General features: G+C 70.9%; 9 protein-coding genes. 7 read left to right on the forward strand and 2 right to left on the reverse strand.

The window, feature by feature from the left end:
• Window positions 1-325: 325 nt before the first annotated feature.
• From K338_RS0107450 to K338_RS0107475, 6 genes are all read left to right on the forward strand, one after another.
• Window positions 326-790, forward strand: coding sequence for a ribose-5-phosphate isomerase (locus K338_RS0107450; RefSeq protein ID WP_022917552.1), 465 nt, complete (start codon window positions 326-328; stop codon window positions 788-790).
• A gap of 77 nt (window positions 791-867) precedes the next feature.
• The gene (locus K338_RS21130; RefSeq protein ID WP_022917553.1) at window positions 868-1,698 is read left to right on the forward strand and encodes an inositol monophosphatase family protein; all 831 of its coding nucleotides are present in this window, start codon (window positions 868-870) and stop codon (window positions 1,696-1,698) included.
• A 32-nt stretch (window positions 1,699-1,730) separates the two neighbouring features.
• Window positions 1,731-2,540, forward strand: coding sequence for a YmdB family metallophosphoesterase (locus K338_RS21135; RefSeq protein WP_022917554.1), 810 nt, complete (start codon window positions 1,731-1,733; stop codon window positions 2,538-2,540).
• 38 nt (window positions 2,541-2,578) lie between these two features.
• Window positions 2,579-3,400 carry an HAD-IIA family hydrolase gene (locus K338_RS0107465; RefSeq protein ID WP_022917555.1) on the forward strand — a complete coding sequence of 274 codons (822 nt, stop codon included), beginning with the start codon at window positions 2,579-2,581 and terminating at the stop codon, window positions 3,398-3,400.
• Window positions 3,400-4,776 (forward strand): sn-glycerol-1-phosphate dehydrogenase, encoded by a 1,377-nt coding sequence (locus tag K338_RS0107470; protein ID WP_022917556.1) that lies wholly within the window; start codon window positions 3,400-3,402, stop codon window positions 4,774-4,776. Before K338_RS0107465 ends, K338_RS0107470 begins: the two co-directional genes overlap by 1 nt.
• 287 nt (window positions 4,777-5,063) lie before the next feature.
• Window positions 5,064-6,044 (forward strand): LLM class flavin-dependent oxidoreductase, encoded by a 981-nt coding sequence (locus K338_RS0107475; protein WP_022917557.1) that lies wholly within the window; start codon window positions 5,064-5,066, stop codon window positions 6,042-6,044.
• On the opposite strand, the gene K338_RS0107480 is transcribed toward K338_RS0107475, so the two are convergent.
• Window positions 6,045-7,082, reverse strand: a complete 1,038-nt coding sequence (locus K338_RS0107480) for a hypothetical protein (protein ID WP_157612285.1) — start codon at window positions 7,080-7,082, stop codon at window positions 6,045-6,047.
• Window positions 7,079-7,438, reverse strand: a complete 360-nt coding sequence (locus K338_RS0107485) for a PadR family transcriptional regulator (protein ID WP_022917559.1) — start codon at window positions 7,436-7,438, stop codon at window positions 7,079-7,081. Before K338_RS0107485 ends, K338_RS0107480 begins: the two co-directional genes overlap by 4 nt.
• A 157-nt stretch (window positions 7,439-7,595) precedes the next feature.
• Here K338_RS0107485 and K338_RS25050 point away from each other — a divergent pair.
• Window positions 7,596-7,757: helix-turn-helix domain-containing protein (locus K338_RS25050; protein WP_157612287.1), on the forward strand; the 162-nt coding region annotated here is incomplete at its 3' end.

Here is a 7,757-nt window from a genome sequence, read left to right on the forward strand (position 1 = left end):
ACGGTTGAGGAACTCTAACCATGAAAAACGATGGATTGCAAGAGATCTAACAGTACGCCATCGTCGCTCCTGGGCCCGCGGAACGGTGGCAGGATGCCGAGCGAGCGTGACATCAGCGTGATTCCATGACTGAGCGGAGGTCGCGTGGCTGTCAGTTGGATGGCGACAGTTGCCGATCGTCATCAAACTGTGATAAAAAAATATCGTTCATCGCCAGCGTCGGTCGTCAGAGACCGGTGCCGGCGCGAGCGCAGGCGGCGCTGTGCGATGCCAGCGACTGTCCGGGCGCACTGCCGCACCGGCGAACACGATCAAGGAGGAACAGATGGGCTGGCGCATAGTGGTCGGGTCGGACGGAGCCGGCTTCGGCTACAAGGAGGCGCTCAAGGCCGACCTGGGCGAGCACGAGCTGGTCGACTCTGTCGCGGACGTGGGTGTGGGCTCCACCGGAGAGCCGACCCACTACCCGTCGGTGGCGATCGAGGCCGGCAGGCGGGTCGCCGCCGGGGAGGCCGACCGGGCGCTGCTCATCTGCGGTACCGGAATCGGTGTGGCGATCTCCGCGAACAAGGTCCGGGGCATCCGCGCTGCGACAGCGCACGACGTCTACTCGGTGCGCCGTTCGGTGCTGTCCAACGATGCCCAGGTGCTCTGCCTCGGTGAACGGGTGATCGGTCTGGAGGTCGCCCGGGTGCTGGTCGATGAGTGGCTGAAGGTGACGTTCGACCCGCAGTCGCCCTCCGCGCCCAAGGTCGCCGAGATCGTGGCGCACGAAGAAGAGGCTGGATAGCCACCGGAGCTCTGCGGACGTTCGCGCACCGTGCGCGAACGTCCGACAGCTCCGCAGGTCACGGGTGAAGGGCAGGCGTGGAACATCTGAGCGAGGCGCAGCTGGCGGTCGACGACGTCGAGGCGGACCAGCTGCTGGAGCTGGCCGTGGACGCCGCACGGCGCGGCGGCGGGCTCGCCGAGTCGGCACGCCGTGCAGGGGTGGACGTGGCCGCGACCAAGACCAACGACCTGGACGTGGTCACCCGGGCGGACATCGAGGTGGAGAACCTGATCCGGGAGACCATCCTGGCCCAGCGACCCCAGGACGGCTTCCTCGGCGAGGAGACCGACGAAGTGCCCGGACATGACGACCTCACCTGGCTCGTCGACCCGATCGACGGCACGGTGAACTACCTCTACGGCGACCCGGGCTACGCCGTCTCGATCGCCGCCTACCGCAGGGGGACACCGCTGGTGGGGGTGGTGTACGGCCCCGCCCTGGACGAGCTCTGGGCCGCGCGCAGCGGCGGTGGCGCCACCCTGAACGGGCTCCCGGTGCGCACCGCCGGCTCGGTCTCCCCGGCACAGCCGCTGCTGGCGACCGTCTTCGACTACGACCCGACCGCCCGGGTGCGGCAGATGCGCCGGCTGGCCGACTCGGCGGTGGTCATCCGCGACGTGCGGGTGTCCGGCTCCACCGCCTTGGACCTGTGCCGGGTCGCCGCCGGGCGCGTCGACGTGTTCTGCACCGACAGCGTGCACTGGTGGGACGTGGGCGCCGGGATCGTCATCGCACGCGAAGCCGGCTGCCAGGCCTGGGCCCGGCAGGACCCGGTCAGCCGACACGTCAGCTGTGTGGTCAGCAACCCCACAGTGTCGGAGTCGGTGCTCTCCTCTCTAGGCTACGCGGTGGTGCCATCCTGCTGAGGGGCAGCCATCCGCCAACCGGAGAGAGTCGAATGAAGATCCTGTTCATCGGTGACATCGTGGGCCAGCCCGGCGTCGACCTGCTGCTCGAGCACGTGCCGATGCTGCGGGACCGGCACCGGGTCGACGTGGTGGTAGCCAACGCGGAGAACATGAACCTCTCCGGGCCGCGTCCCCAGGACGGGTTCGGCATGCTGCCCGAGCAGGTCGAGGCACTGCAGGGCGCCGGAGTGGACGTCCTCACCTCCGGCAACCACTCCTGGGACGGGCCCCAGTACCGCGAAGCCCTCGCCCACCCGCGGGTCGTCCGCCCGGTGAACGTGCCGACCGGATGGGCCGGGCGCGGCAGCATCAGCGTCCCGGTCGGGGAGCGCACCCTGACGGTCGTGAACGTCACCGACGACTCGGCGATCCCCGAGGCCACCTCGCCCTACGCCGCGTTCGCCGGGCTGCGCCTGCCGCCTGGACCCGTCCTGGTCGACTACCACGGGGACCTCGTGTCCCGGAAGTTCGCCTTCGCGTTCGCCGTCGACGGGGAAGCGACCGCTGTGCTCGGCACGCACACCCACGAGCCCACCCTGTGGGCGCACCAGCTGCCGAAGGGCACCGGTTTCGTCGCCGAGGTGGGTATGACCGGACCGCTGGGCGGGGTGCTCGGCACCGAGCCGGAGATCTTCGCCCGCCAGGCCAAAGGCCTGGACACGAGTGACCTGCCGCCGGTCGGCCTGGCACCGGGCCCGCTCACCCTCGGCGCCGTGCTGCTCGACGTCACCCCGGAAGACACCGTCCGAGAGATCCGCCGGGTCGGGCTGGAGGGTGACCATGCCATGGCGATCGCCTGACCCGGCCCACCAGCCCTGCCACCGAAGGAGAGACCCCGATGACGCTCAGCCCCCGCGGGAGCGAGCTGTACGACGCCTACGTGTTCGACCTGGACGGCACGATCTACCTCGGGGAGGACCTGCTTCCCGGTGCGGCCGAGCTCCTCGGTGAGCTGCGCCGTCGGGACATCCCGGTGCGGTTCGTGTCCAACAACCCCACCAAGTCCCCGCAGCAGTACGTGGACAAGCTCACCGGCCTCGGTGTGGCCGCTACCCTCCAGGACGTCACCAACACCGTGGTGGCGATGGTGCGCTGGTTGCAGGCCGAGCACCCGGGCAAGGTGGTCTACCCGATCTCCGAGCAGCCGCTGATCGACGCGCTGCACGAGGCCGGGATCGAGACCAGCGAGGACCCGGCGCGCATCGACATCGTCATCGCCTCCTACGACCGCACCCTGACCTACGCCAAGCTGCAGACCGCCTTCGACGCCATCTGGTTCCACCGCCGGGCCATCCTGGTGACCACCAACCCGGACCGGTACTGCCCCTTCCCGGGCGGCCGCGGAGAGCCGGACGCCGCCGCCGTGGTCGCCGCGATCGAGGCATGCACCGGCACCACGCTGGACACGAACGTCGGCAAGCCGGACCCGGCGATGGTGCGCGCCGCCCTGGCCGGGGTGGACGTGGACCTGAGCCGCACGGTGATGGTCGGCGACCGGCTCGGCACCGACATCGCCATGGCCACCGACGCCGGGATGGCCAGCGCGATGGTCCTCACCGGTGACTCCACCGCCGCTGAGGCGAAGGCGCTGCCACGCGAGCAGCAGCCCACCTACCTGCTGGAACGCATCGACCACCTGCTACCCACGGAGCTGCCCTGATGACTGAGTCCCCTGCGCCCGAGAGCACGCTGCAGGCGGCGCTGACCGAGGCCACCGACACCCGAGTGATCGTCGCCGGCACCGACGTGCTTGACCGCACCGGCAACGTGTTCACCGAGGTGTTCGGGCCCGGAGCGCTCGCCCAGCCGGTCGCCGACGAGAACACCTGGGCGGTCGCCGGTGACCAGGTCCGCAGCTCGTTGCAGCAGGCGGGCGTGGCACTGGCCGAGCCGTTCGTGCTGCCCGGCACGCCCACCGTCTACGCCGACTACCAGAACGTGGAGCGCATCCGCGAGCACCTGCGCACCCGGGACGGGGTCGCCGTGGTGGTCGGGTCCGGCACCCTGAACGACCTGGTCAAGCTCGCCTGCGCGGAGCTGGAGCGGCAGTACCTGGTGGTCGCCACCGCGGCGTCGATGGACGGCTATGCCGCCTACGGCGCCTCGATCACCGTGGACGGCTTCAAGATCACCCGGTACTGCCCGGCCCCCGTCGCGGTGGTCGCGGACTACGGGGTGCTCGCTGATGCCCCGGCCCGGCTGACCGCCACCGGTGTGGGCGACCTGATCGAGAAGGTGCCCGCCGGGGCGGACTGGATGCTCGCCGACGCCCTGGAGGTGGAGCTGATCACCGACCGGGTCTGGCAGCTGGTGCAGGGGCCGCTGCGCGCCTCGATCGCCGACCCGGAGGCGCTGGCCGCCGGTGAGGTGGGCGCGATCAGCCGGCTCGCCGACGGGCTGCTGATGTCCGGGCTGGCGATGCAGGCGAACCAGTCCTCCCGTCCTGCCTCCGGTGCCGGCCACCAGTTCTCCCACCTGTGGGAGATGGAGGGCCTCGGGCTGGACTGGGAGCCGCCGCTCTCGCACGGGATGAAGGTCGGCCTGGGTACGGTCGCGCTGTGCGCGCTGTACGAGGTGGTGCTCCGCCGGGACCTGTCCACCCTGGACGTGGACGCCGCCGTGGCCGCCTGGCCCAGCTGGGAGCAGACCGAGGCCCAGGTGCGGGCCGCCGACCTGCCGGACTCGGTCACCGAGGCCGCAGTGGTCCAGTGCCGGGAGAAGTACGTGGATGCCGACCAGCTCCGGACCCGGCTGCAGAGCCTGGTCCAGCAGTGGCCGGCGCTCTCGGGGCGGCTGCGGGCCCAGCTGCTGCCGGCGGCGGACATCGAGCAGCGGCTGCGGGTGGTCGGGGCGATCACCCACCCGGCGCAGATCGGCATGGACCTGGACCGGTTCCGTGCGACCTACACCCGCGCCCGGTTGATCCGCTCCCGGTACACGCTGCTGGACGTGCTCTCCGAGGCGAACCTGCTGGACGACTGCGTGGCCGAGCTGTTCGCCCCCGGCGGTTTCTGGGCCGAGCGCCCCTGGTCCTGACCCGCCGCGCACCCCGCGCCGCCCCACCCCACTCGCCGCCCCACCCCACTCGCCGCCCACGCGCCGCCCCACCTCGGCGTGAATCGGTTCAGGCGATACTTGCTGCGCGGGGTCGTGCTCTGCGGTATCGCCCCGGCGGGCCGGGTATCGCCCCGGCGGGCCGGGTATCGCCCCGGTGCCGGCCTCGGGAGCGGCTCTGTCGGGAATCTTCTCCGGCTCGACGGCGTTGCTTGCGGTGGCAGGGCGGGCTCGCCCGCTGTCGTCGCTTCTCAAGGAGACCCCAGACCATGACGCCCGTGCTCTCCCTGCTGGACCTCGCCGTCGTCGGACGTGAGCAGACCGTGCAGGAGGGGCTAGCCGGCACGGTGGCCCTGGCCCAGGCGGCCGAGCGGTGCGGGTACGAACGCGTCTGGTACGCCGAGCACCACAACAACCCGTCGATCGCTTCCTCGGCCACCAGCGTGCTGATCGCGCACGTGGCCGCGCACACCGAGAGCATCCGACTCGGCGCCGGGGGAGTGATGCTGCCCAACCATGCGCCGCTGATCATCGCCGAGCAGTACGGCACGCTAGCCAGCCTGCACCCGGGGCGGATCGACCTGGGACTGGGACGAGCACCGGGCACCGACCCGACCACGATGCGCGCCCTGCGCCGGGACGCCCGCAGCGCTGAGAGCTTCCCGGACGACGTCGCCGAGCTCGGCGCCTACCTGCGCGGCGAGTCGCTGCTGCCGGGGGTGAACGCGTACCCGGGCAAGGGCACCGACGTGCCGCTGTACATCCTCGGCTCGTCGCTCTTCGGGGCGAAGCTGGCCGCGGCGATGGGGCTGCCGTACGCGTTCGCCTCGCACTTCGCACCCGCTGCGCTGGAGGATGCCGTGGCTGCCTACCGCAGCGAGTTCCGGCCTTCCGAACAGCTCGCCGAACCGTACGTGATCGCCGGGGTGGGTGCGATCGCCACGGACACCGGTGAGGAGGCCGCGGCTCAGCTGCTGACCGCCCAGCGGCGCCGGGTGCAGCTGCTGCTGCCGCCGGGGCGCACGCTCACCGACGAGGAGGCCGACGCCGTGCTCGCTTCTCCGCACGGCCGGCAGATGATGGACATGATGCGCTACACGGCCGTCGGTACCGCTGGGGAGGTCGGCACCTACCTGACCGCGTTCGCTGAGCACGCCCGTGCCGACGAGCTGATCATCGCCCTGCACGCCGACCAGGTGGACCAGCGCGTGCGCGCCGCGGAGATCATCGCCGAGGCGATGGCCGGCTGATCAGCGGAGCTCTCGGACGGTGCGCCAGCTCAGCGCCGCGATGATGGCGGAGACGAGCAGCCAGAGGCCGCCCCAGAGGGACGGGGTGCCGTCGAGCACGGTGATGACGTTATAGCTGAGCACGCCGAGTGCGCCAGCGGTGGTCAACCAGGCGGTCCGTCGTGCCCGAACTGCACGGTCCTCCTCGAAGCGTTGGGCATAGGCGCGCGGTGGGCCGAACTCGGCCGGCAACGAGGTACCGGCGTCCTGTGCGTGCTCCTTCGCCTCCGCCAGGACGGTCGCGATGCGCGCGCCGGTCATGTCACCACGGGTGCGCAGCGCCGATCCCAGCGCTGCGAGCCACTCGTCGTCGGACAAGGGTTCCTGCGTGCCCGCTCGGCGCGGCTGCTCGCGCCACAGCTGGGCAACGATCCAGGCGAGCAGACCGTAGCCGACCATGGCCCCAAGTGCACCCAGTGGTGCGCGCGGCCCGAGCACGATCCCGTTGCCCACTGCGAACGTGCCCACTGTGACGGCGACGCCGACCGCCCCGACCAGGACGGCCGCGATCACCCCGCCGGGGTGCGAGCGGCGTGCGCGTGCGGCCGTGAACGTGGCCTCGACCGCCCGCGACGTCACCGCCAGCGCCAGCGGTGCGGCGAGCCCGGCGAGGGTGAACGGATCGCTCCACGACCACGTGATCAGCTCATAGACGAAGAACAACCCGCTGTACAGGCTCGCGATGATGAGGGTCTCGATGACCAGGTCCCGGCGGACGGCGGTCGGTGCGGCGGTCTGCTCCGTACCCTCCTCCCGCCACCGGGACCGGTGCTCGGCGGCCCACTCGTCCGGGTCTCCCAGCAGCGTCTGTGCCGGTTCTCCGGCGTCCGAGACCTGCGCGGCCGCCTCCTCCAGCGCCTCGACCACACGAGCCTCCAGCACATCGGCGATGAGCAGCGCTGCGGCGCCCCGGCGCGCCCAGTCGGTGTCCTCCGGTGCTCCGCGTGCTGCCCCCACGCGATCGATCGCCGCAGCCACGTCCGTTGCTTGCTGCCTCATCGCTCACCCTTCTCTGCTGGGGAGGTGTCCATGGTCGGGTCCAAGGCTGCGACGAGGCGCCGCCAGGCGGTGCGTTCCTCACTGAGCCGGGCGCGGCCGGCATCGGTGAGGCGATAGGTGCGTCGGCCCGGCCCGCGCTCACCCTGCACCCAGGACGCGTCCACCGACCCTGCGGCCTCCAGCGAGGACAGCAGGGGATACAAGGAGCCGCCCTTGGGTCTGCCCAGACCGCGCTGCTCCAGCTGTTCGGCGATCGCGTACCCGTGCAAGTCTTCCTCCGCCAGGCAGGCCAGCACCCCGGTGCCGAGTGCGGCGCGCACCCACGGCAGTGGCCACTGCGGATCGAGATCATTCACGTATCTAAGTATAGAGCGTACTTAGTGGGCGGCGAGAATCGCCGACTAGGTGTACCCGGCCAGGAGGTTGGTAGCACTCGGCGGGTCTGGTTGACCTAGGAGGAGCCTCCGAGTGGGGTGTGGCTGTTCGAAGGCTGCACCACCACAAGGAGGCTCCGTGTCACACCATAATGCCCGCCTGACCTTCTATGGTCGGCGTCTGATCGTCGACCGTCACCGGGATGGTTGGAAGCAGGCCCACATCGCTGCCGCGATGGGTGTGTCCCGCAAGTGCGTCAAGACCTGGATCGACCGCTACCAGGCTGAGGGCGAAGGGGGG

It is taken from the genome of Ruania albidiflava DSM 18029 (assembly GCF_000421225.1).
GTDB classification, from domain to species: Bacteria; Actinomycetota; Actinomycetes; order Actinomycetales; family Beutenbergiaceae; genus Ruania; species Ruania albidiflava.